General features: G+C 61.5%; 16 protein-coding genes and 1 pseudogene. 12 read left to right on the plus strand and 5 right to left on the minus strand.

Annotated features, from left to right (window positions below):
- Positions 1 to 541: 541 nt before the first annotated feature.
- From V1288_RS24545 to V1288_RS24585, 9 genes are all read left to right on the plus strand, one after another.
- Positions 542 to 3640 (plus strand): efflux RND transporter permease subunit, encoded by a 3099-nt coding sequence (locus V1288_RS24545; protein ID WP_334359488.1) that lies wholly within the window; start codon positions 542 to 544, stop codon positions 3638 to 3640.
- Between the two features lie 47 nt (positions 3641 to 3687).
- Positions 3688 to 4122, plus strand: a complete 435-nt coding sequence (locus tag V1288_RS24550) for a hypothetical protein (RefSeq protein ID WP_334359489.1) — start codon at positions 3688 to 3690, stop codon at positions 4120 to 4122.
- 59 nt (positions 4123 to 4181) lie between these two features.
- Positions 4182 to 7337: an efflux RND transporter permease subunit gene (locus tag V1288_RS24555; RefSeq protein WP_334359490.1), complete on the plus strand. Its 3156-nt coding sequence runs from the start codon at positions 4182 to 4184 to the stop codon at positions 7335 to 7337.
- A 1-nt stretch (position 7338) separates the two neighbouring features.
- Positions 7339 to 8040, plus strand: a complete 702-nt coding sequence (locus V1288_RS24560; protein WP_334359491.1) for a hypothetical protein — start codon at positions 7339 to 7341, stop codon at positions 8038 to 8040.
- Between the two features lie 112 nt (positions 8041 to 8152).
- A complete protein-coding gene (locus V1288_RS24565) occupies positions 8153 to 9253 on the plus strand; it encodes a PepSY domain-containing protein (protein WP_334359492.1) in 1101 nt (366 codons plus the stop codon).
- 136 nt (positions 9254 to 9389) lie between these two features.
- Positions 9390 to 9689 carry a PepSY domain-containing protein gene (locus V1288_RS24570; RefSeq protein WP_334359493.1) on the plus strand — a complete coding sequence of 100 codons (300 nt, stop codon included), beginning with the start codon at positions 9390 to 9392 and terminating at the stop codon, positions 9687 to 9689.
- Positions 9690 to 9734: 45 nt separating this feature from the next.
- Complete coding sequence (locus V1288_RS24575; RefSeq protein ID WP_334359494.1) at positions 9735 to 10610, plus strand: hypothetical protein; 876 nt, start codon at positions 9735 to 9737, stop codon at positions 10608 to 10610.
- Between the two features lie 253 nt (positions 10611 to 10863).
- Positions 10864 to 12507 carry a peptidoglycan-binding protein gene (locus V1288_RS24580; RefSeq protein WP_334359495.1) on the plus strand — a complete coding sequence of 548 codons (1644 nt, stop codon included), beginning with the start codon at positions 10864 to 10866 and terminating at the stop codon, positions 12505 to 12507.
- Entirely contained in the window at positions 12504 to 14477 is a 1974-nt protein-coding gene (locus V1288_RS24585; protein WP_334359496.1) for an ABC transporter ATP-binding protein/permease, read from the plus strand. The genes V1288_RS24580 and V1288_RS24585 overlap by 4 nt, the downstream gene beginning before the upstream one ends.
- 241 nt (positions 14478 to 14718) lie before the next feature.
- Here the strand turns inward: V1288_RS24585 and V1288_RS24590 are convergent, their stop codons facing one another.
- Entirely contained in the window at positions 14719 to 14934 is a 216-nt protein-coding gene (locus tag V1288_RS24590; RefSeq protein ID WP_334359497.1) for a hypothetical protein, read from the minus strand.
- A gap of 486 nt (positions 14935 to 15420) precedes the next feature.
- Here V1288_RS24590 and opgC point away from each other — a divergent pair.
- Positions 15421 to 15769: pseudogene (gene opgC / locus V1288_RS24595) on the plus strand (OpgC domain-containing protein); the annotation flags it as partial.
- An 84-nt stretch (positions 15770 to 15853) separates the two neighbouring features.
- Here opgC and V1288_RS24600 read toward each other — a convergent pair.
- From V1288_RS24600 to V1288_RS24610, 3 genes are all read right to left on the minus strand, one after another.
- Positions 15854 to 17236 (minus strand): TRAP transporter large permease, encoded by a 1383-nt coding sequence (locus tag V1288_RS24600; RefSeq protein WP_334359498.1) that lies wholly within the window; start codon positions 17234 to 17236, stop codon positions 15854 to 15856.
- A 20-nt stretch (positions 17237 to 17256) separates the two neighbouring features.
- Positions 17257 to 17817, minus strand: coding sequence for a TRAP transporter small permease subunit (locus tag V1288_RS24605; protein WP_334359499.1), 561 nt, complete (start codon positions 17815 to 17817; stop codon positions 17257 to 17259).
- Positions 17818 to 18087: 270 nt separating this feature from the next.
- Entirely contained in the window at positions 18088 to 19161 is a 1074-nt protein-coding gene (locus V1288_RS24610; RefSeq protein ID WP_334359500.1) for a TRAP transporter substrate-binding protein, read from the minus strand.
- Positions 19162 to 19997: 836 nt separating this feature from the next.
- Here V1288_RS24610 and V1288_RS24615 point away from each other — a divergent pair.
- Positions 19998 to 22511 (plus strand): hypothetical protein, encoded by a 2514-nt coding sequence (locus V1288_RS24615; protein WP_334359501.1) that lies wholly within the window; start codon positions 19998 to 20000, stop codon positions 22509 to 22511.
- 639 nt (positions 22512 to 23150) lie between these two features.
- On the opposite strand, the gene V1288_RS24620 is transcribed toward V1288_RS24615, so the two are convergent.
- Positions 23151 to 24020 carry a c-type cytochrome gene (locus V1288_RS24620; protein ID WP_334359502.1) on the minus strand — a complete coding sequence of 290 codons (870 nt, stop codon included), beginning with the start codon at positions 24018 to 24020 and terminating at the stop codon, positions 23151 to 23153.
- Between the two features lie 449 nt (positions 24021 to 24469).
- Between V1288_RS24620 and V1288_RS24625 the strand changes: the two genes are divergently transcribed.
- Positions 24470 to 24922 (plus strand): (2Fe-2S)-binding protein, encoded by a 453-nt coding sequence (locus V1288_RS24625; RefSeq protein ID WP_334359503.1) that lies wholly within the window; start codon positions 24470 to 24472, stop codon positions 24920 to 24922.

Below are 24922 nucleotides of genomic sequence, written 5' to 3' on the forward strand. Positions count from 1 at the left end.
AGTGACGCGGATGACGAATTACGCAAGCGCCACGAAGTGATATATCCAAAGTGATGTATCTAAATTACAGGAGGAGCCGCGAACAGCCTCGGGCGGCGGTCAGGCAACTTCAAGTGGCGGCACGGTTTTTTCACCTAAGCTTGCAAAGTGCGTAAACACGCGTGACCCAATTGGAACCAGAATGTAATCCAAATGGGTGGATTGTGCCGACAGGAATATCAACTTAAAATTTCCACTCGCCTTAATCTGGTCCTCGGTCTGGTCCACGAAAGTCAGCATTGCGGAATTTTGATTACGGCGAAGCCTCACTATGGCGTTAGCACGACCGAAATAAAGCCGGCGCAAGGCCGACAAAAAATTCGGACTCGTGGGGAATAATAGTGGGTGAACAATTGTGTTGCCTCCAGGAGCGACACAGCGGTCAGAAAATCCCGCATTCAACGGGCCTTCGCAAACGGAGTTCGACTACAGCCACAGATCGAAAACAATCAGAGGTTAAATGGGGGGCGTCGAAATGTTGGCGTGGCTCATATCCTCTAGCGTGCGTTTACGCACCCTCATTGTAGTCGCCGCCTCGGGCCTACTGATCCTCGGCGCCGTTGACGTCAGGAACAAGCCGCTCGACGTCATCCCCGAATTGGCGCTGCCCTCGCTCACCGTGAAGACGGAATCGCTTGGCCTCTCCAGCGCCGAGGTTGAATCGCTGATCACTGTGCCGCTGGAGGCGGACCTGCTTAATGGCGTCCCGTGGCTTCAGGTCATCCAGTCGGAATCGATGGCGGGACTTTCGACGATCGAGATGATCTTCGCGCCCGGCACCGATCTGATGAAAGCGCGCCAGATGGTGCAGGAAAGGCTGACGCAGGCGCACGCGCTACCGAACGTCTCCAGCCCGCCGGTTATGCTTCAGCCGGTTTCCTCGGCCAGCCGAGTAATGAACATCGGCCTGAGTTCGAAATCCGTCTCACTGATCGACATGTCCGTCCAGGCGCGCTGGAATATCGCACCGCGCCTCGCCGGAGTTCCGGGCGTGGCGAATGTCTCGATATGGGGTCAGCGCGAGCGGCAGGTGCAGGTGCTTGTCGATGCCCGGAACCTGAACAAGAAGGGCGTCAAGCTCGATCAGGTGATCAAGACGACAGGTGAGGCGGTGTGGTCCTCGCCGCTCACCTACCTGAACTCATCCACGCCCGGCACCGGCGGCTTCATCGAAACGCCGAACCAGCGGCTCAGCATCCGTCACCAGCTGCCGATCTCCACCGTGGGTACCTTCGCCAAGGTGCCGCTCAGCGGCACGACCACGAGCGTCGGCGACGTCGCCTATCTCGTGGAGGGGCATCAGGCCCTGATCGGAGACGCCATTGTCGGCGAAAACCCCGGTCTGATGGTGGCGATCGAGAAATTCCCCGGCTTCAACACATTGGACGTGACGCGCGGCGTTGAGCGCGCGCTCAACGAACTGAAACCCGGGCTGCCCGGTATCGAGATCAATACGACCATCTACCATCCCGCGAGCTTCATCGAACGCGCGACCAGTAATCTGGGCAACGTCATGCTCATTTCGATCATCCTGGTCGCCGTCGTGCTTGGCCTTCTGATGGGCAACTGGAGGACCGCGGTTATCGCGCTAGCCGCGATCTCATTGTCGTTCGTCTGCGCTGAACTTCTGTTAAAGGCCGTCGGAATCTCGCTTAGTATGATAGTCGTCGGCGGCCTGCTGATGGCGTCCGGCGTGATCGTGCATGACAGTATTATCGACGCCGAAAATGTGCTGCACCGCTTGCGTGCGACGCAACGCGACGGTCGGCTCCGCTTCATGGTCGTCGTCCGTGCGATGCTGGAAACGCGTCGGCCGATGCTGTACGCGTCGCTGATCGTCGTACTCGCAGTGCTGCCCGTTCTGTTCATGTACAGCCGGTCCGCTGCGTTCTTCGCGCCGATGGCCTGGGCCTATATTGCCGCCGTGTCCATCTCGATGCTGGTGGCGTTGATCGTGACCCCCGCGCTGGCCGCGGCACTGCTCGTCAATGCGCCACTGATCCCGGTGGGCGGTTGGGTCATCAATAGGTTGGCCAGGCCTTTCGATCGGATTGTCGGCCGCGTCATCCGCGCGCCGCTCGCCTGCATAGGCGCCTGCGTCGCGGCGGCGATCGCGTGCTTCGCGCTCTGGAGCCCACTCGAACGCAACATGGTCCCCAGCTTCAGAGAGACCGATCTTGTGATCGAATGGCAGGGTCCGCCCGGCACTTCGCTGCAGGCAATGATCCGGTCGACCGAGAACCTGATCCGCGACCTGCGGCAGATCCCGGGAGTGCAGAACGCGTTCGCCAATCTCGGACGGGCTGTGCTTTGCAACTGCGAACGTGCGACGGACGTCAATACGGGGCAAGTGTGGGTCAACATCGATCCGAAGGCCGATCGCGAAGCAACGGTGGATGCCGTCGAAGCCGCCATCACCGCCTATCCAGGGATGCGTGGCAAGCTTGGGACGTACCTGTCCACCAAGCTGCGCGAGGCGCTCACCGGTGACCCGGATTCCATCACCGTGCGTGTCTATGGCAACAGCCTCGATATCATTCGCGCCAAGGCGGAGGAGATCCGCGCATCGATGGCGAAGATCCCCGGCATTGAAGATCCCCGGGTCGAACTACAGGTCGAAGAACCCTCGATCGAAGTCAAGGTGGATCTCGATCGCGCAGCTAGTTACGGCCTCAAGCCGGGCGACGTCCGCAGGGCGACCTCCGCGATGGTCGGCGGCATCACCGTCGGTGCGCTTTTCGAGGACCAGAAGGTTTTCGACGTGGTTGTCTGGGGGCGGCCGGAGTTGCGCGACAACATCGATGATGTGCGAAATCTGATGATCAATAGCGATAGCGGGTCCCAGGTTCGCCTGGCTCAGGTTGCAGACGTCCGCATCGCGCCGGCCACCAGCATCATCCAGCGGCAGGGGTCGTCGCGTCGTATCGATGTTTCCGCGAAAGTGGACGAGCGGGCGCTCGGTGATGTGGCGGATGATGTCGCCCGGAACGTTAAACAGATCGCTTTCCCGTTCGAGCACCGTGCCGAGGTGCTCGGCGAATACAAGGAGCAGCGAGCTTCTCTGCGATCGATATATAGCTACATGGCGGCGGCTGCGGCGTTGATGTTCCTGCTGACGCAGGCGGTGCTCCGCAGTTGGACACTCAGCGCCCTGTCGCTACTCGGCGTACCGGTCGCTGCACTTGGCGGCCTCGCTGCGGCCGCAATCAATGATGGTCACTTCTCGCTTGGCTCTTTGTTGGGTCTGGCAGCGGTGCTCGCACTGATGGTGCGGCAGGGTATTGGTCTGGTCGCCCATTTTCAGCATCTGCAATTGAACGAGGGGGAGCCGTTCGGCGAAAAGCTGGTACGTCGCGGCGTCCAGGAACAGTTCCCGAGCATCATCGCCTCATCGGCGACGACGCTCGCTCTGGTGCTTCCGTTCGCGTTCATGGGCGATGTCGCCGGACTCGAAATCGCACACCCGCTCGCGCTCTCGGTCTTGGGCGGCGTCGTTACCATGACGCTCGGAACATTGCTCGTGCTGCCGGCGCTTTACTTGCGGTTCGGCGCCGGCTGGACGGCCGATCGGCTCGATCTTGAAATGGAGACCGCATCATGACCGCCGCTTGTGCCGCTTCGAAGGTCGTCAAAAGGGGGGAACGTCCCATGGCCCGCTTCAACGCATTGATGGTCACGGCATTTATCGCGTGCCTCGCAGTGCCCTGTGCATCAGCACTGGCCGCTGAGACGGCAGTCAAGAAGATCATGCCAGCGCGCGTCGAGGCCACAAATGACGCAAAGATCATGAAGGTGACGCTTACGCCGAAAGCGGCTGAACGGCTCGGCATCGTGATCGACGAGGTGCGCGCCGATCCGTCGGGTCGCCGGATCGTGCCATACGCATCTGTTCTCTACGACCTAACCGGAAAGACGTGGGTCTATATCAGCGCCGATCCGTTGACTTTCGTTCGCGGCGCGGTGCTGATCGATACCATCAAGGGCGACAACGTGTATCTGACGGACGGGCCCCCCGCTGGTACGAAGGTGCTTGCGGCTGGAGTGCCACAGGTCTTCGGCACAGAGGTGAAGGTAGGTCACTAGCTGTGCGTCGAAATTGATTTTCCACGGCGGCCTCGGCCTGAGTGGGGGGATTTTTTCCGATGATGAGGCTGATTATTGGTTCGAGTCTGCGCTTTCGTTATCTCGTCCTCGCCCTTGGAGTGGTGCTGACCTGGTTTGGCCTCGCACGACTGCGGGACGTACCCGTGGACGTATTCCCGGAATTCGCGCCACCCCGGGTCGAGATCCAGACCATCTGTCTTGGGCTTTCATCCGCCGAAGTTGAGCAACTCGTCACGGTGCCGCTGGAAAACGCGCTGAACGGCGTCCCGGACATTGACGTGATGCGTTCGAAGTCGGTGGCGCAATTGTCGTCGATCCTGTTGATCTTCAAGACGGGCGTCGACGGGATCAGCGCGCGGCAACTGGTCAGCGAGCGAATGGCGCTCGCGACGAAGAGCCTGCCGACATGGGCGGCGCCGCCGTTCATGATGCCGCCATTGTCCTCCACCAGCCGGATCATGAAGGTCGGCATTACTTCCAAGGAGAAGTCCGTGATGGACTTGTCGATGCTCTCCTATTGGACGATCCGGCAACGGCTGCTCGGAGTTCCCGGCGTTGCGAACATCGCGATCTGGGGAGAGCAGCTCAAGATGCTTCAGGTCATGGTTGATCCGAAGCGTCTGGCCGAGGTGGACGTTACACTCGACCAGGTGCAGGAGGCGGTTTCCGACGCCCTCGACGTTGGTCTGCTGCGCTATGCCCGCGGCGCGCATATCGGTACCGGGGGCTTCGTCGAAACACCCAATCAGCGCTTTCAGCTTCGCTTCGTCGGCGGCGGCGTCACACCTGAGACGCTCGCCAAGGTGCCGGTGACCAGACCGGCCGGGAAACCGCCGCTGTTGCTGAGCGACGTGGCCAGTCTGGTCTATGCGCCGCAGGGCATGATCGGCGATGCCGTCATCAACGACGGCCCGGGCCTCATGCTCATTGTCGAAAAGTTTCCCTGGGGCAACACGCTCGCCGTCACCCGTGGGGTGGAGGACGCGCTGGAGCGAATGAAGCCTGGCCTTCCAGGGGTCGAGATTGACACGACAATCTTCCGGCCGGCGACTTTTGTCGAGGACTCGATCCACAACCTGTCCTGGGCACTGCTGCTGAGCTGCCTGCTGGTCACAGGAATCATACTCCTCTTCCTTTACGAGTGGCGTACTGCGATCGTCTGCATCATTGCTATCCCGCTTTCGCTGCTGGCGGCCGGCCTCGTTCTGTTCATGTCCGGCGCCACGGTCAACACCATGACCTTGGCCGGCTTCGTCATCGCGTTGGGGGTTGTCGTCGACGACGCGATCCTCGACGTCGAGAACATCATGCGGCGACTTCGTCTTGCGCGGCGCGCAGGAGACACGCGAAGCACGGCGCGCATCATTCTGGACGCTTCACTCGAGGTGCGGGCGCCGATCGTCTACGCGACCCTCATCGTGGTCACGGCGGTCGTGCCGGTCTTGTTCATGCAGGGCCTGACCGGATCCTTCTTCAAGCCACTGATTGCCGCCTACGTGCTCGCGATTGCGGCCTCGCTCGTTGCGGCGATGACGGTGACGCCGGCGCTCTGCCTGATCCTGCTGCGTGGCGCGCGACTCGAAGGGCGTGAATCACCTGTCATCGTCTGGCTGCTGCGCCATTATGCGCCCTTGCTGGAACGCGTCACCCGGGCTCCACGCATGGCCTATATCGCTGTCGGAATAGTGATGCTCTCGGGGATCGGTGTTTGGCCGCTGCTCGGCCACTCGCTGCTGCCTTCGTTCAAGGAGCGCGACTTCCTGATGCACTGGGTTACCACCCCCGACGCGTCGCTGCCCGAGATGCTGCGCATCACGACCCGCGCGAGCAAGGAACTGCGCGCCATTCCGGGCGTACGAAACTTCGGCGCCCATATAGGCCAGGCCTTCGCCGCTGACGAAGTCGTCGGCGTCAATTTCGGGGAGAACTGGATCAGCATCAGCAAGGACGCCGACTACGACAAGACGCATGCCAGGATCGAGGAAATGGTGGAGGGCTATCCCGGCCTCTACCGCGACGTGCAGACCTATCTGAAGGAACGGATGCGCGAGGTCCTGACCGGCGCAGGAGAGGCGATCGTCGTCCGCATCTTCGGCCCGGATCTTGAGGTTCTGAGGGACAAGGCAGAGGAGGTCCGCACGGCGCTCGCGGACGTTCCGGACCTCGTCAACCTGCATAAGGAGTTGATGGTCGAAGTACCGCACATTCAGGTGACGGTGAAGCTGGAGGAGGCGCAACGCTACGGTTTGAAGCCGGGTGATGTCCGGCGTGCCTCCGCATCACTGATGGCTGGAACCGAGGTCGGCGATATTTTTATCGGCGGGCGCACTTACGACGTGCAGGTGTGGACCTCGCCGGATGCCCGCCACAGCGTCGACTCGGTCCGCGAGATGCTGATCGACACTCCGACCGGGCAGCGCGTCAAGCTGGCGGAAGTAGCCGACATCAGCATTCGGCCGACGCCAAACGTCGTCAAGCGTGAGGCGAGCTCCCGTCGGATCGACGTGCAGGCGAATGTCAAAGGACGCGATCTCGGCGCGGTCGCCACGGACGTGCAGTCGCGTTTGGACAAGCTTGCGTTTCCGCTCGGATACTACGCCGTGTTGCAAGGCGAATATCAGGAACTAAGCGCCGCGCGCAGGCGACTCGAACTGTTCTCCGTCCTCGCGCTCGCTGTCATCTTCGTCCTTCTGCAACAGTCTTTTGAAAGCTGGCGGCTGGCAGCGCTCAGCTTCGTGACCCTTCCTTCGGCGCTGGTCGGCGGCGTGCTGGCGGCGTGGCTGGCGGGAGGCGTGATTTCCCTTGGCTCGCTGGTTGGTTTCCTGACGGTGCTTGGCATCGCCGCCCGCAACGGGATCATCATGATCAATCACTTCCAGCATCTGGAACGCCATGAGGGAGAGGTTTTCGGCATGAAGCTCGTGCTTCGCGGCGCGAGCGAGCGGTTACGGCCGATCCTGATGACGACCGGCGCTGCCGGGCTCGCGATCCTGCCACTGATCATTTTCGGCGACCTGCCGGGCCACGAGATCGAATACCCGATGGCGGTCGTCATTCTGGGCGGCCTCGTGACATCGACGCTGCTCAACCTGTTCATCTTGCCTGCATTTTATCTGCGTTTCGGCCGCGGCACCGGTTCGTCGACGGATCGTGTGGCCGTTCCGGGAGCGGCACAGCTATCCGGGAGCGTGTGACATGAAGACCGTACATCGCCACAACGGTTGGATTGTTGCCGCTGCTGCGGCTCTGTCCGCACTTGCGTGTCCGATCACAGCAGCCACGGCCGAGGATGGTCGCTTTGAAAAGCTCTCCGTATATCTCGAACGCAATGTACAGGATCATGATGCCGAGATCCGGTTCGAGGCCACCGGCGCGGAGGATGGGCTGGCCGCGTTGAAGGTGATGGCGCCGGGCGAGCGCACGGTGATCGACCTCAGATCGCCGGACTCGAAGCTGGGAATTCGCAGTCTCACGCTCGAATCGCCCGAGCCCGATGATGACAAGATCGTGCGGGCGGATTTCCCGGCGGGCGCATATCGTTTCGAGGGAACGACGACCAAGGGGGCGAGCCTGCGCGGTGAGGCGCGGTTGAGTCACGTGTTCCCGAAACCCGCCGCGTTCGAATATCCGCGGCCTGATCAGAAAGACGTGCCCGCCACCGCGCTGACGCTGCGCTGGTCTGTGCCGGAGGGGATCGAGGGCTGCACAGTCGTGATCGAGCAAACCGGCTCGGCCTACGAAATCCGGGCGCTTCTGCCGGGCTCAGCAAGATCCTTCACGGTACCTGAAGGGTTCCTGCGCGCCGGCAAGGCCTACAAATTCGCGATCGGGACTGTCGCAAAGGACGGCAACCGGTCGTTCATCGAAGCCGGCTTCACCACGGCGAGGGCGCGATGATCCAGCCCGCTCGCGAAATGGCAGATCGGCCCAACGGCCACATCGGGCTGAAAACTTCCGCAACCTTGGGCGATAGTTGGCCGGACCGCCGCCCGCAACTGGAGGCATTCACATGTTCGACAAGCAGGGTTTGGAGCGACAGATGAAGACGGCGAGCGAGCAATCTGGCCGGCTGGCCAGGTGGCGTGCCGCGTTCATGGCGGGCACCGTTCTGATGACGGCCGGGTTCGTGGTCTCTGGCGGCGCGGTCGCGGGCGATATCAAAGACGAACCGCGCTTTAAGAGCGGCAAGGATTACTCGTCGCTGAAGGACTGGAATCTGAAAGCCGAGAACATCGTCCCGCACGGGGTCAACCCGCTCTATTACCCGATCGTGCCGGGCCACAAGCACGTGCATGAGCGGCCCGATCACCCGGACGGAAAATATCGCAAGGAGACCGTGGTCCTCGATAGCACCGAGGATTTCGACCTTCCCGGTATCGGCAAATTCAAGACGGCGGTTGTGCAGGAAGAAGAATACATGGATGGCGTCCTGACACAGCGCGCGCTCAACTGGTTCGCCGTCGATAAGACCACCAACAGCGTCTATGCCTTCGGCGAGGTGAGTTGGGAAATCAACGAGGAAGGAAAACCGGTTTTTGAAGGCACATGGCGGGCGGGCGATCTCGACGGCGACGGCGTCGCCGAACCGGGTCTGTTGATGCCCGGCACGTTCACGGTGGGCGGCCGCTATATATTCGACGGCGGCCAGAACCAGGCCTATGGCGGCGCCGAGAACATGGAAGCCGGCATCGAAATCACGGTTCCGGCGGGGACGTTCAAGAACTGCGTCCGGGTTCGCGAGCAGGGTCTAATCAACCTGAAAGACATCACCGACAAGATCTGGTGTCCGGTCGTTGGTGTTGTGCTTGACACTTCCGACGGCAAACTCGTCGCTTCCGCCGCGCTGCCGAAGGACAATCCGGCCTCGGACGTTTCAAGCATCGGGAAGCTGCGCGACAAGCCGCTGAAGTATACGCCGCCCGTGGCGAAGGTCTCGGGAGACCAGGCGACGAAGATCGCGCTCGCGGAGATCCCCGGCAAGGCTACGTCCGTGAAGATCGAGCGGAAGAAAGGCAAGAATGTCTACGTGGTTGAGATCCAGACGCCGAAGGATGGCGAGAAAGACGTCTTCGTCGACATCGAGTCCGGAAAGATCGTCGGAACGGACTGATGTGAACGGTGCGAGCGCCCTGATCCACGATTTTCGTCGCACGGGTTTCTCCTCCCACGGGTGACGAAATCGTGGATCACGGGCGATCCCTCCGTGTTCCGTGCCGGCGTAGCGATTGAACGGGAAGGATACCGCCATGAAGAGGACGATCCACTGGGGCCTGCTCGCCAGTCTTCTTCTTGTTGCGCCAGCCGTGGCCGTCGTGCAGGCCCAGCAACCGGGCCCTTCGAAAGAGCGTGCGCCGCCTGCGGCAAAGATCACGGAAGAACAGGCGAAGAAGATTGCGCTTGAGCGCATCCCCGGCAAAGTCACCGACGTGGCGATCGAGAAAAAGGGCGGCAAGAATGTCTACGTGATCGAGATCCAATCACCGGAGCAGGGCGAGAAGGACGTCTTCGTCGACATCGAAACCGGAAAGATTATTGGGACGGACTGACATATACCGGCTGCATACGAGGTTCGTATTGGAAAGGATACCGCTATGAGAAGGGCAATTTGCACGGGCCTGTTCGCCGTCCTGCTCGCGCCGGCGATGGCGGCGGCGCAGGCACAGGCGCCGAAGGGTCTTGGTACTGAAGAGTTCGGTATGTCGCCACGCGAGCTGGTTCAGGCGATCGAGAAGACCGAGGAACTGATCGCGCGCTGCATGCGCGAACAAGGCTTCCAGTACGTGGCGGCCGACCACAACACGGTGCGGGCGGGCATGGCGGCGGACAAAAAGCTTCCGGGCCTCAGTGAGGAGGAGTTCGTCAGCCGTTATGGCTTTGGCGTATCTACCTTCTATACCGGTTTGCCGCCTCAGCTCGCCACCGGCTACAGTCCCGCCCGCGTCGGCCTCGGCGAACGCAATGTGCAAATTTTCCGCAAGCTTTCCCCCGCGGATCAGGTCGCTTACAATCGCGCGTTGTTGGGGGACGACGTGAGTAGCACCTTCGCGGTTGCTTTAGAGATCGAGGATTTGTCGCGGACCGGCGGTTGCACACGCAAGGCCCTCACTGAAACATTCAAACCGGATCAGTTGAAGGCCAGCCACTACAATCCTCAGGACGCGCTCATCAACAAGGACCCGCGGATGAAGGCCGCCCTTGGGTTCTGGCAGCGGGAGATGAAGAAGGCCGGCTTCGAATACGGCCACCCGGACGAAATCGAACCCGACCTGCGGAACCGGCTCAGCACGCTGACCGAGGGCGGCAAGCTGTTGGCGACCAAGATGTCGCCGGACCAGAAAGCCGCTCTGCGGAAACTGCAGGATTACGAGCGCCTGGTCGCGGCCAGGAGCTTCAAAATGCAGGAGGAGGTACTGACGCCAGTCGAGGAGAAGATCCAGGAGGAGCTGTTCTCTCGGAAAGTGCAATAGACCAATTAGGATGTACACTCCCGTACTTTCCCAGATCGGCGGCTATGAGTAATCTCATTTTCCTGGCAGCGCATCGCATGACGAAAGCGAACGCAACGCTTCCTGCGAAGATGGCCCGCACGCTGTCGATGGCGGGAGGGACTACGGCATGGTCGCAAAGCGCGTAAACGTTCTCTGGGCTATCTTGGGCGCGGTTGGGGGCATGGCGCTTGGCGCCTGGTACATGGGCTCCAGGATCCAGTCGCCGGCGGAAATGGCGGCGCGCACCGCAGCGCCCGAGCCATCCGCGATCCTTGTGCCTGTGGAGTCGCGTGTACTGAGTTCCGATGTGGTCACCCGCGGCACGGTCCGCTTCGGACTGCCGCAGCCGATTTCGATCGCGCCTTCGACGGTCAAGGGAGGCGTCGGGCTGATCTCGTCGCTGCCCCGACCCAATACGAACTTTGGAGAAGGCGAGGTGATTCTATCCGCATCCGGCCGTCCGGTCTTTGTCCTCAGCGGCGCGACACCGGCTTTTCGCGACATGGCGCCCGGAACCAGCGGTGGCGATGTCCGCCAGCTCGAAGAAGCCTTAGCTCGTCTTGGCTTCGATCCGGGCACAGTCGATGGCAATTACGATCAGAGGACATCCGCCGCCGTCGAGCGCATGTATAAAAAGGCAGGTTGGGATCCTTACGCACCGACCCGCGAACAGCGCGCTGCCGTCGCGGCGCTCGAGCGAGAATGGTCGGATGCCGCGCGCGCCCAGCTTGCGGCCGAGGCCACGCGCGAAACAGCGGTGAAAGCGGTCGCCGCCGCGCGGGCGATCGCGGAGCAGAACGCTCGTCAGGCCGCGCTCGACAGCGCCGCGCGCGTTGGCGATAGCCGCCAGCTGGCAGACGCGCGGGCCGGAAAATCCCTCGCGCTTGAGACCGAACGTGCGCGGGCCGCGCATTCCGCGACGGCGGCCAGTGCCGACGTCGCCACGCAGGTCTCCGATCGTGCCCTGATCGTTCTCGATCCGCGCCAGACCGAAACGGCGCGCGCCGCGGCCGAGGCCAAGCTTAAAGTGGCGCGTGCCGCGCAGCGCAAGGCGAAGCTGGAAGCCGATCTGGCGATTCAGACCGCGGCGCGCGAGGCCGCGCTGGCCGAGGAACGCATCCGGGTCGCCGAGGGAGCCGTGAAGGCGGCCCGCCTCGAAGGCGAGCGCAGCGTACGCGCCGCGCTGGAACAGCAAGAGCTCGCTGAATTTGACGTCAAGGTCGCAAGCGAACGAGCACAGCGGCTGAACGCCGAACTCACGGCCGCGCGCGCGAAGCTTGGCGTGCAGGTGCCGGCGGACGAGGTCGTTTTCATCCCCTCGCTTCCGATCCGCGTCAACGAGGTGACCGCTGCAGTCGCTGCCAATGCTTCCGGGCCGGTCATGAGCGTGACGGATAACCAGCTCAGCATCGACTCGCAACTGCCACTTGAAGCCGCGCCGCTGGTGAAGCCCGGGATGAAAGTTGCGATCGACGAGCAGGCGCTTGGGATCAAGGCGACCGGGATCGTCGAGACGGTGGCGACCACACCCGGCACGCGCGGCGTGGACGGCTACCACTTCTATCTCGGGGTCAAGGTGGAGACTACGCCTGTGCTCCTGGCGGGGTTTTCCGTCCGGCTGACAATTCCGATCGAAACGTCGAAGGGCGAGGTCACCGCGGTCCCGACCAGCGCGGTGTCGCTTGCCGCCGACGGAACATCGCGCGTGCTGGTCGAACGCGGCGGCAAGCAGGAATACGTCACCGTGCAGCCGGGGCTTTCGACGGGCGGCTATGTCGAGGTCAACACCCCCGACGGACGATTGATCCCCGGCCAACTTGTGGTGGTCGGCTATAAGACAGCCGAGCCGACGGCACCGCCGGCCGCGGTCAAATGAAGCTCGCGGAGGACATGCGGCCGGCGGTGCCGATCAAAGCGGCTGCAGCCGACGCCGATCATGTCCTCGATCTGCGTAAAGTGTGCAAGCAATTCGGGATCGATCCCGCGGTCGACGCATTGGTCGATGTCGACCTCGTTTTGCGGCGCGGCGAATGGCTGTCGATAACCGGTCCGTCCGGCTCGGGAAAATCCACGCTGTTGAATATCCTCGGCTGCCTCGACCGGCCAACCAGCGGACAGTACGTTTTTGATGGTATCGAAACGACGAAGCTTAGCGAGAATGAGCGGGCCGGGCTGCGCAGCCGCCGCGTTGGATTCATCTTTCAGTCATTCCACCTGCTGCCCTATCGCACTGTCCTTGAGAACGTCATGCTGGCGGAAGTATACCGCCGGCAGGCCGGACGCGGGCGACGCGAGCGGGCGATGGAGGAAATTCGCCGCGTCGGCCTCGAGCATCGCGCCAATTTCTTGCCTTCCAAATTGTCCGGCGGCGAACGTCAGCGGGTGGCGATCGCCCGCGCCCTGATGGGATCACCGAGCCTGCTCTTGTGCGACGAGCCGACCGGCAATCTCGATTCCAAGAACACCGAGTCGATCCTGGATTTCTTCACCGAGCTCAACAAGGAGGGCATGACGATCGTCGTCGTGACGCACGACGAAAACGTCGCGCGCCGGAGCTCGCGCCGGGTCAACATGAAGGATGGCGAGCTCTTTGGTGGAAGCGAGACGGCATTGCCACCTCCATCCAGGGCGCGCATCGCGGCGTCCGGGATCACGATGCGCGACCTCGCCTCCGAGGCCATCGCCGGGGCGATTGCGCGTCCGGCCCGGATGGCGCTGACGGTGCTTGGCATCGTGATCGGTATGTCGGCGCTGGTCGCCACCATCGGGCTGACGCGAACCGCCGGTAACCGCATCATCAGTCAGTTCGATCAACTCGCGGCCACGGAATTATTCATCACGGCGCGGCCGGGAATGGCGACCGGCACGATTGATCCACGTGCCATTCCATGGGACGCGCCGGAACGGCTGGTCCGGTTGAACGGTGTCGTGGCCGCGGGCCTGCTCAGCGACGTCAATGTCCACGACATGCTCGTCAGCGCCTCGCCGGTGGTGGATCCCGCCAATCAGACCGCATTCAAACTGGCGGTGCGCGCCGCCTCGCCGGATTTGTTTCGCGCCGTGCGTGCCGACCTCGCCTCGGGACGGTTTATCGACGGGGGGCATTCTGCCCGCGCCGAGCGCGTTGCGATCCTCGGCCCCGATGCCGCGCGCCGCCTAGGCATCACCGGCGTCGAGCGGCTGCCCGCGATCTATGTCGGGGACGAACTCTATCTCGTGATCGGTATCCTCCGAGACGTGGTGCGAAAGCCGGAACTGCTTGGTTCGGTCATCATTCCCGAGGGCACGGCGCGACGGCATTTCAGTCTGTTCGGGCCTGGCATGGTGGTGGTGGAGACGAAGATCGGCGCCGCTTCCCTGATCGCGCTGCAGGCGCGGGCGGCACTTCGGCCGGACGACCCGCGCACGCTTCGCGTGCAACTGCCGCAGGAGCCGCGGCGCGTGCGCGACGACGTGCAAACCGATCTCAATATGATGTTCCTGCTGCTGGGCGGCCTGTCGCTCGTAGTCGGCGCGCTCGGGATCGCAAATATCACCCTGGTGGGAGTAATGGAGCGGACTGCGGAGATTGGACTGCGCCGTGCCATTGGCGCTACTCGTCGCCACATCGCTTCACAGTTCCTCATCGAGAGTGCGTCCATGGGTGTCGTGGGGGGACTGCTCGGATCCAGCGTCGGCGTGCTGATCGTGGTGGGTGTCTCGGCGTATCAGGTCTGGACCCCGGTGCTCGACCCGCTCGCTCCCTTGCTGGCGCCAGCTGTCGGCGGGGTGATCGGTCTGCTGTCGGGGGTCTATCCCGCCTCGCGTGCCGCCGCGCTCGAACCGGCCGAAGCGTTCCGACATTAGTTCGGACATCAAACCAATTGGTTGGTAAGAGAGGTCGAATCGGGTGGCGCTTTTGCCTACAAGGGCAATCCTCTCGCTGCTTTCTGGCTTCGCTCCGTGGATGGGAGTAAGACCATCAAAGCAACGGGTCAGGGGCCGATGGCTTCTGGCACGTCGGTAATTACTGTGCACGCGACGATCAAATAACATTCCTCGCGTCCATTGCACGGCGGACACGTGTTGTCGTCCAAAGCAAGTTATCTTACGGCAGCGATCCTCTCAGGTCTGCGACACCAATATCCAGGGTGACTCGGTTACCGTTCTCAGAAGTGGTGTGCGCGCGGATTTCACCGTGTTCGGACACAGTCATGACTCGAACGACGATCGCGCCGACCAAAAGCAGCGTGACCATGATCAGCCCAATTCCGGCCGGCGTTAGGTATAGGTTGGACCCAAAGCGCATCATTGCTGCACCCATGCGCATCGCCCGCGGCCCGTTGCAACACGCTTGGTTGAGTCGTTGGGCGATTTGGTGGCGTGGCGGCGGCGATCCGGCGTTCATTCTCTTGTGCACCGTCTTGTGCGCGCCGCACACCCAGCCCGAGCGCTCGCACGGTTAGGACGGTGCCGGGGTAGGCGACGTTCACAAAATCAAATTGAGCGCGAATGCCACCGGCGAATGAAGGCAAGTGCTTTCAAAGGAAGTTGAGCACGCTGATGCGAAACAGATCACATGAGCTGTCCGCCAGCCGGAATAGGGTTGCCGAGTAATCACCGTTTACGCTCAGCGCGCGTTTACGCTCAGCCCGCCACGAACACGTTCGCTTACGTGATAGGCATTTTGCCACAACCATCGGGGATGGGCGTCCCTGGCGTTGTCACGATCCGGCCGGGCGGCGGTGATGCTTCCTGGTCATATGCAGTCCCTCTTAGGGCGTGCTTACACATGGGACGGGGCAAGCAGATGCATGATCGAACCGTCACTCCGAAGCCATCGGTGGGCGAGCCCCCCGGGGCTCAAAGGCGTTGGCCGCGACCTGCGCATCGATGCCTGCCGCGGCATCGCGCTATGGTGCATCTTTCTTGACCATGTCCCCAACAACATCGGAAGCTGGCTGACGCTGCGGAACTTCGGCTTTTGCGATACCGCGGAAGTATTTATGTTCGTCTCGGGTGTGACCTGCGCGCTGGCCTACGGCAAGGCTCATTGGTGCGAGGGCTGGAGCGGCGTAGTCAGCCGTACGCTGTGGCGGAGCTGGGACATCTATGTCGCATTTCTGCTGCTCACTCTCGCTTGCGCCATTATGGTTCACTCACCAATTGGCTCTGCGCAGCAAACTCTGTGATCCGCTTCCGGTATCCCGAAGCCGAACTTCCGCGCCCCAAGGAAATGGTGACTATTCGACGAAGCCGGCCAGTCTGGGCAGCCACAAACTGATGCTCGGGAAATAAATGCACAGCATCAAGCCGAGCACCTGCAGCGCAACGAACGGATACATGGCCGTGAATACGTCGTTCATGGTGACGCCCGGCGGCGCCGTGCCCTTCATGTAGAACAGCGTCGCCCCGAACGGCGGCGTCATGAACGCGGTCTGCAGATTGACCGCAACCAATGTGCCGAACCAGGTCATCAGGGCGGCGTTGCTGCCGATGTGGTCGGAGAAGTCGTACTTCAACAGGATCGGCCCGAACACCGGCAGGACGATCAGGCAGATCTCGATCCACTCGAACGGGAAGCCGAGCAGGAAGATCAGAACCATGATGAAGGTGAGCATTTCCCACTTGGTGTCGATGCCGAAATGGGTGAGCGTCGAGATCATCAGGTCGTCGCCGCCGAGCACGCGGAACACGTAGGAGAAGCCGGTCGCGCCGAGGAAGATCAGGAACACCAGGCCGTTGGCGCGGCAGGAGGAATAGATCGCCTCGTTCATCATCTTGAACGTCATGCGCCTGTTCAGCGCGGCGATGAACATGGAGCCGAGCACGCCGACAGCACCGCTCTCCGTGGGCGTGGCCCAGCCGGCGAAGATCGAGCCGAGCACGATCACCAGCAGCGCCGTCATGGGGAACAGGCCCCGCCACAGGGCGTACCAGAACGCTCGGCGGGTCTGCGGCCCGTAGCCGGGCGGCAGCTTGGGCGCGGCGCCTGGCCTGAAGATGGCGACGAGCACGATATAGACGAGGTAGAGGCCGGAAAGCAGGAAGCCCGGCATGATGGCGGCGAGAAACAGGTTGCCTGCCGAGGTCGACAGCATCTCCGCCATCACCACCAGCATGATGGCCGGCGGAATCAGGATGCCGAGCGTTCCGGCCGAGGCGATGGTGCCGATGGCAAGCCGCTTGTCGTAGCCCGCGGCCAGCATCTGCGGCAGGGCGATCACCGACAGCGTGATAACAGCCGCGCCGACCACGCCGATCGGCGCCGCCAGGATCGTGCCCATCACCATCACGGAAACCGCCAGCGCGCCCGGGCACCACTTGAGCAGGACCTCGGTTGCGTCCAGCATGTCCTTGGCGGAGCCCGATCGCTCCAGGATCGCGCCCATGAAGATGAACATGGGGATCGACGCCAGGACCGGATCGTTGGCGACCCCGCCCCACATGCGCAGTACGATATCGGACAGGCCGATCAGGTTGAACGTGCCGAGCCAGGCGCCGAAGACGGCAAAGACGAGCGCCAGTCCGCCCATGATGTAGGCGACCGGGTAGCCGATGAAAATGAAGAAAAACATCGACACGAACATGATCAGAGCGAGATTGTCGGCCAGCCAGTCGAGCACGTTGGAGTCCTCCAGTTGGATTAGACGTCCGTAATCACATGTCCGATTTGCAGATTGACTTCCCGCTCCGACTTATGACCGAACAGGAAGACGATCACGCGGAGCAGTACGCTGAGAATGCCGAGCACCACCATCCACAGCCCGGCAGCGTAGATGCCCTTGATGATCCAGCGGTGGGTCAACCCGACCGTGCTATCGGACTGCTCGCCGAGCCGATAGGATTGCGCAACGAAATCCAGGCTGTAGTAGGCGACCAGCGCCATGTAGGGCAGCGCCAGCACGAGGCAGCCGGCGAGTTCGATCCATGCCCTGCCGCGATACGACATCATCTCGGTGAAGGTATCGACCCGCGGATGCGCGTTGATCGTGTAGCAGTAGCCCATCCAAAGCGAGAAGATCGCGGCGTGGAAGTGCCATTCCAACTCTTGCAGCCTGGTGTACGGCAGCTGCAAGCCAAACTTGCGCGCGACGACATCGAACGTGGTCACGCACGCCATGATGACGAGCAGCCACCCGGACGCCAGGGCAACAACCTCGAGCGCCCGCCGCATATTCTCGGCCAGCTTCAGCAATGCACTCATCGCGACAAAGTCCTGCTGTGGCGGAACCTGCGGCAGTGCACCATGCGCAACCGTTCTCCAGACACATTCCCTCCGCCATTTTGCCCGCCCTGCCTCAGCAACTGCTGTGCCATCGGCAGATACGACCTCTCGCTCGCACACCGCATCAGGATTGAGATGCGCGTGCGGCCGATCGGCTACCGGGCTGTTCGGTTGATCTCATCGCCGCCCGGCGAGGCAACTTCCCCGGCAGGAGTTGGCGCAGCCCCGCGCTGCACCGGCTGCCTCCGCTCAATCCTTCTGATAGGTGGTTTTCATCGCCTGCGACGCGCCCCAAACCGAGAACTTCTTGCGGTAGTCCAGGTAGTGGTCGGCAACCTTCTTGAACAGCGGGTCCTTGGCCGATTCCTCCGCCAGCACTTCCAGCCAGGCTTTCTCCAGCGTGGCCAGGTCTTGGTCGCTCCAGCGCTTGATCTGAACCTTGTGCTTGTCGCGCATCTCGGCCATCGCCGCGAACTGGGAGTGGTCGCTCTCGACGTAGGTGTGCATGATGGATTCGCCGAGGGCGATCTCGATGATCGCCTTGTTCTGATCCGACAGCGCCTCCCACGCCGCCTTGTTCATCAGAAGCTCGCTCACCGAGGTCTGCTGATGCCAGCCTGGGAAATAGTTGAACTTGGCGATCTGATGGAAGCCCAACTTGGTGTCCATCGTCGGCATCGAGAACTCGGTCGCGTCGATCACGCCGCGTTCCAGCGCAGGATAGATGTCAGCCGCTGCCATCAACTGGGTGGAGACGCCCAGCTTCTGCATCACCTGCGCGCCAAGGCCGAAGAACCGCATCTTCAGCCCCTTCAGCTCCTCGATCGACTTGATCTCGTTGCGGAACCAGCCGGAGGTCTCGGGCGCGATGGCGAAGGAGTCGATCGCAAACAGGCCGTGCTTGGCGTAGATCTCATTGCGCAACTGGTTGCCGCCGCCGAACCACTTCCAGCCGAGGAACTCGCCGATGGGTGGGCCGAACGGCACGGTGGTGAAGAAGGCCAGCGCGGGGTACTTGCCGGTGTGGTAGCCGGGCGTCGTCCAGCACGATTCGATCGAGCCCTTGGCCACCGCGTCGAAGCACTCCAGCGGCGGGATCAGCGCACCGGGCTCGTAGAACTTGATCTCCAGTTTGCCTCCCGACAACCGCTCGACATTCTTCGCGAAGCGCACGCCCGAGGTGCCGAGGTGTGGCAGCTGGCTGCCGAACGCGCTCTGCATCTTCCAGCGGACTTTATCCTGCGCGTTCGCATCTGTGGTCACCGCCGTGAGCGCCAAGGCGGATAGCCCCACGAATCCCATTAACAGTGTGGATTTCATCATGTTGCAGCTCCTCCCTTCGTTGCCCGGAATGCCGACGCGCGGCTCACGCGGCCCAATGGTCGCTCGCGGTACGTTTGTTGAGGTGGTCGCGCGCCGCTCCTTTGTTGCTGTCAAAGCAAGCATTTCGCGTGCCGGTGCAGCACGGCGAGTGCTCGGTGAGAAACCGGCACAAAAGGACTGTCGGCTTTATTGAGAGTGCGATGCCCGCCGACGGCATTCCCCGCTGCGAATTCGCCTCGAACGGAGACGTCGGCACGTCCCGTCTGGAAGAGCAGCTCTAAACAAGACTACACGATCCGGCGCCCATCCAAAAGACCTCACATTGGCCGAACGCGGCACGAACAATTCTGCCAAAATCAGTGACCCTAATGTCCGCTCCGGGTCAATCGCGTCGTTTTTCGGCCAGCCACTTCCGGTCCACCCCGATCAGCGGACATTCGCAGGGTACGTCGTCACGTCAAACGTGCCAAAAGCCGACCGAAATATCCGCCTGGCTGACCGAGAGTCGCGCAGGTAGGCTTACAAGAAAGTCGAGGCGGCAACCACGGAGGCACGACCCGAAACACATCTCGCATGGTTTGCTTGATGCGCTCCAGCTTCTCTGACGGTATAATGCTCATGTGACAGATGGTGTTGCGTCTGACGGTGGAACCCACTCCTGCAGGCCCGGGTTGCCGCCCGCTGCTACAATCGGAGCCTGAATATTGGAGAAATGCTCGCAGAACTCAGTCTGTGCGGGCGTATCAACGAGTTATAAGAAGTTGTCCAGCGATCGCGTGTAGCGCGAGTTAGTCAAAGCGCAGAACCCATCAGGGCTCCACCAAGAGGGCAGCGTCTTGCAATCCATATCCAAGATTCACGGTGGCTATTATCTGGCAATCTTTGTGCTGGCGTCCGCGACGCTTTCCTACCAGATCCTGGTAACGCGCTTCTTCAGCGTTATGCTCCATTATCATTTCGCATTCGCGGCCATTTCACTTGCCATGCTCGGGCTCACCCGCGGAGCCATGGAGGTCTACGGCAAGCCCGCCCGTTATGCCGCCGAGCGGGTCGGAATCGAATTCGGACGCCACTCGTCATGGTTCGCACTCAGCAGCGTTGGCGCAATGATCGTTTTCCTGTGCGTGCCGCTCCTTGTATCCGCAGAAAATATACCGATCGCTCTGGCGCTGGCGACCATCACTTTCGTGGCTCCGTTCACGGAAGGCGGGGTTTGCATCACGCTGTTGCTGACGCGTTTGCCGTATAGCGGCGGGTGGCTCTATGCAGCCGATCTCCTGGGCGCCGCAGTTGGATGTCTCGGGGTGATCTTCATACTGCTGGTGATTGACCCCGTAAGCGCCACGCTATGGATCGGAGCCTTTGCTGCCGGCGTTGGCTGGATCGTCGTGCGAACCAGCGATGACGTCCGCAGCGTGCGTTTGAGCGGGGCTGTCGCGCTAACGCTGGCCGTCGCTGCCACCGTGCACTCCGGCCTTGACCTGACCGGTCGAAGCCATCTCGGTGTGTTCTGGGCCAAGGGCGCTGAGCAGACCGGCACGCTGTTCGAACGCTGGAATACCTATTCGCGGGTAAGGGTGCGGGAATTGGCCGGGAAGGTCCCGTTTGGCTGGGGCATGGTCCGCACTCCTGAGGCCCGGGTCGACCAACACTACCTCGACATCGATGCCGATGCAGGCACGATCATCACCAGGTATGATGGCGACATCGGAAAGCTCGCCTACCTGAAAGATGATGTCATCAATGCAGCCTACCTCGTGCAGCCGGCGGCCGACGTCGCTGTCGTTGGCGTGGGCGGCGGTCGTGACATCCTTTCCGGTCTGCTCTTCGGCGCCAGCCGGATTCGCGGAATTGAGATCAACCCGGCGATCTTCGAAGTGCTCACCGAAAAATTCGCTGATTTCTCCGGCCATCTCGATCGCCAGCCCGGCGTGTCCTTGGTCAATGCCGAAGCGCGAAGCTACATCAACCACTCGCCCGAGCGGTATGACCTGGTGCAGATTTCACTTATCGACACCTGGGCGGCAACGGCGGCCGGTGGCCTGACGCTCACCGAAAATCGTCTCTATACCGTGGAGGCGTGGGATGATTTTTACAGGGCGCTCAAGCCTGGCGGGCTGTTGTCGGTATCACGCTGGTACGATGCCGAGAAGCACCGTGGCGAGCTATACCGACTGATCGCGATTGCCGCGAGCGCGCTGCAGCGCAAAGGAGTGTCGGCCGGGGAGCTGCGGCATCACGTCGTCGCGGTCAACGTTGGCGGCATCGTGACGGTGATTACCCGGCCTGACGCGTTCAACGACGCAGAATGGCAAGGCGCGCGAGAGAGACTTCAAGCGCAGGGCTTCAAGATATTGTTGGGGCCGGACGTCACCTTCGATACCGTCACCTCGACATTGCTGTCCGACAAGGCGGACCAGGCTTTCTTCGATTCGCTGCCGGAAAACATCGCTGCTTCGACGGACGACAATCCGTTCTTCTTCTATACGTCGCGTTTTAGCGATTTCGTGAGCACGCATGGTTGGGAGATCATGAGCAACAATGCCGCGATCGGCATCACCGGCTTGCTGATCATCGTAGCGCTCTGCGCTTGCGGATATTACATCGTGCTGCCCTTCCTTCGTCTTGCGAGGCGGATGCCGATGGCGACGCTGACGCCGCCCGTGGCCTATTTCAGCGCGATCGGGATGGGCTTCATGCTGATCGAGATATCGCAGATGCAGCGCCTGATGGTCTTTCTCGGACATCCCGTCTACGGGCTGAGTGTAGTGCTATTCACAATTCTTCTCTTTAGCGGGATTGGCAGCGCCACGGTCGGTGCGGACACCTCCTCCCGATCACGCGTCACCGCCTTCAGGATTGCCGCCCTCTTCACCACGCTCGTGGTGGCAGGGCTGCTGACGCCGCTGATCACCACCTGGGCGCGGTCGCTGTCAACCGACATGCGTATTCTGGTGTCCGTCCTGCTGCTGGCTCCTCCTGCATTCTGCATGGGGATGATGTTCCCGCTTGGCCTCGGTGTCTGGCGCCGTCATCATGAACTGCTGCCGTTCTTCTGGAGCACCAACGGAATTACGTCGATGCTGGCGTCGGTGCTGGGCATGGCCTTGTCGATCCAGTTCGGCATCGCCAAGACCTATGCGCTGGGGGTGTGCTCCTATGCGGTCTGCGCCATCGTGATCGTTGCAAGCCGCCGGGTGCAGTCTATCGACATGTCAGCCGCGAAGGCGGCCGTTAGCCCGGGGGCCTGTATCGCAGAAAAGGACGGCGGCGGCCACATCAGTGAAGGGAAGTCCGAATATCGCGTCTTCGGCGAGGCAAGACGGCAGTGGAGAGAGAGGCGTTCATAGGGGCCCACAAACGAGCAGACCGCTATTCAAGCTGGCCGCTGGTTGCTTTCCAAATAGAACAGAGGGCTGAGCAGGGTCTCCCGCCGAAATCCAAATCGTTCGCAGCCGTCATCGAAGACTACATTCGCTACCGTGAGCGGGATCATCGCCGCGGCAAGACTTCAGCGGGGATGTTGAGGCAGATCATTCGTGTTTCGAAGTTCTGGCGAGAGTACGCTGGTGAACTGGCCGTTGAAGCAATCGACGACAGCTTGCTTACTAATTCATACACGGCGCACGTAGGCCGAGCCTTTAGGGCGCACACAGGTATGAATAGGTTTCTTCCGCTCTCGTTGCGACAATATCTATGTCGACGATGATTGGAGGTGTCTGGCCCTTCCAATGCGCTAATGGTATCGCGCCGCAGAAAAGGCGGATAGAGGGCTTGTGTTCGCGTTGGGTCAGCGCGAGATATTCGACAAGTAACATGGAACGGCAAGATCGAACGCGGCACCGCCGGCCGCCACGGATTTTCCGAGCAAAACGGCTGAAGCAGTCAGGGCTCAGCCGCCTCGTGGCCGGTCTGCAAGAGCCGATGACGCCTGTCGGCGGCGACTACGCCCTCATTGTCGCTAACCGTACTCGAGTTTTACGATCTACTTAGCGTTTGCTGCTGCCGCCCTCCGTTGCTCGGCTCTTCCTATCCGCCATGTGATTCAAATATGCCAAGATCAGGCCGAGTTCCTCATCGCTCAGGTCCTCTTCGGCCAAGCTGGGCATCCGCTGCTCGGGCCAAACCCGAACCGAGCGTGGATCTCGGATCAGCGCGCGCAAACCGGCATCGGTGAAGTACTCCGTCGGGTTCATCGGCACATTCAGATCGGGGCCAGCCGACGCCGATCCTGCCTGGTTCATCGTGTGGCATGTGAAGCATTTGTTCACGAAGAGGGTTTGCCCGTCTCGCGCCGGATGGAGGGCAGGGAGCATGGGATCAACCGCGAGCGAGGGCCACCGCTTGGCTGGCGCGTCTTGCACCGACAAACTGACAATTTGGTAGGGCCACATCATGGTTGGGACGGATGACGCTTGATCGCCGAGCCATACGACATAGAAGGCGCCGGCGCTCTTATCCTTACCTGGAATTGGCGGCCACGGCCTGTCGGCGGCTTCGATTGCCATATACGCGACGATGCCGTCGTTGGCGTACACCAGATCGCGAGGGAGTTGCGTCACGAAGCCGTCTTGCGCTACCGCTTCCACCACGGCATCGGGCGGAATAACAACTCCTTCAAGCAACTTCGCGAGCGCCACGGCTCGATACGTCCGAGGAGTACGGTATGCGACATCACGCGACGTGGTGATTTCGACGACATCCGTGCGGGCAAGCAGCGCGTCCCGATCGAAAATATGGACACCGCCATCGGCTGACACCGTCAACGTTGGACCGGCTGCCAAAACCGATGTTGGCGCTGTGAAGGCAACCAGCGAGAAAGCTAACGTGACAGCGAGCCCGATCATCGTTGTACGCATATCGGAAGCGTCCCTCGAGCGCGGCAATGGTAGGCGCACAATGCGACTATCGCAGAGTTACACCTATTCCCAACTCCTCCAGCAGCGAAGCCCAACTCTTCGAAAGATCTCGTCTCGTGTAGGCCACTGCGTAAGGGCTCTTGACCAAAAGCGCGCCGTTCGAGAAGGCAGCCTCTCGCTAAATACACAAGAGCAAACAAGGAGTTGTGAACCCTATTCGCTTCCGCTTTGTGGTAGGTTTCCAGACGTCCATACCTTGAACAAAGCGAAAGTAAAAAAGGAGGATGGGCCCGACACAGACAATCAATCAGATCCTACGGTGCAGTCTGCAGTTTCTCAGCGAGGTCAGTTTTGCCTGAGACCGTACGAGGGGGTGCCCCAGGATAGATGTTCTCGCTCACCTCGAAGAGACGCTCATGACGGCTCTGTATGAAGAGGGAGAGACGATCATGATCAAGGTGAAGATTAATGGCGAGGAACTGAATTGGGATGGCGATCCTGATCTTCCGCTACTGTGGTTTATCCGTGATGAGGTGGGCCTGACGGGCACCAAGTTCGGCTGCGGCCAGGCCCTCTGCGGTTCATGCACCGTCATCGTGGACAAGCAGGCGGTGCGCGCCTGCATCACCTCCGTGTCCGACGTCCGCGGCCGCGAGGTCACCACTATCGAAGGCCTTCATCCAACTGGCGATCACCCGGTGCAGAAGGCCTGGCGGCAGCTCAATGTCCCGCAATGCGGCTTTTGCCAGACCGGCCAGATCATGCAGGCGGCGGCGCTGTTGATGGATAATCCAAAGCCGTCGCACGACCAGATCCGCGAATCCCTGTCCGGGAATATCTGCCGGTGCGGCTGCTACCAGCGCATCGAAAACGCCGTCCATCTCGCATCGACGGGGGTGTGA

The organism is Bradyrhizobium sp. AZCC 2176 (assembly GCF_036924645.1).
GTDB lineage: Bacteria > Pseudomonadota > Alphaproteobacteria > Rhizobiales > Xanthobacteraceae > Bradyrhizobium.